At 66.1% G+C, this 516-nt stretch carries 1 protein-coding gene; it reads left to right on the forward strand.

What is annotated here, in order from left to right; translation table 11 throughout:
* A partial coding sequence (locus N787_RS12905; RefSeq protein ID WP_034214994.1) for a BrxR family helix-turn-helix transcriptional regulator occupies window positions 1-516 on the forward strand: 516 nt, incomplete at both ends.

Here is a 516-nt window from a genome sequence, read left to right on the forward strand (position 1 = left end):
GCTGCAGCGCAAGGACATCTGCGAGGCGTTCGGTCTCACGCTTAACCATGTCACGCGGGAAATCACGGCTTACCGCAAGCTGCACAAGAACAACTTGGTCTACGATCCCGAGACGCGGGCCTGGCGGATCGGGCCGGGCTTCAAGCCAGCCTACGCCACCGGCGACCCCGGCGAATACCTGGCGATGCTGCATGCCTACGCCCTCAGTGGCGAGGCCGCGGTGATGGTGACGGCCGGCCCCACCGTGACCGCGGAAGCCTTGCCTCGGGTGGCCGGCAAGATCGATCGTGCCGTCCTCAAGGACATCATCGGCGGGCTGCGCCGTCATGGCGGCGTGGTCGTGAAATACCAGTCGTTCTCCGACCCCGAACCCACGGAGCGAACCCTCTGGCCCCACGCGCTGGTTTTCGCGAACGAGCGCTGGCATGTCCGGGCCTATGACAGCCGCAAGCAGCGTTTCTCTGACTTCGTGCTGGCAAGAATTCTCAAGGCGCGCCCGGCCACCGAGGCCGCGGC

Source organism: Arenimonas metalli CF5-1, assembly GCF_000747155.1.
Taxonomy (GTDB): Bacteria; Pseudomonadota; Gammaproteobacteria; order Xanthomonadales; family Xanthomonadaceae; genus Arenimonas; species Arenimonas metalli.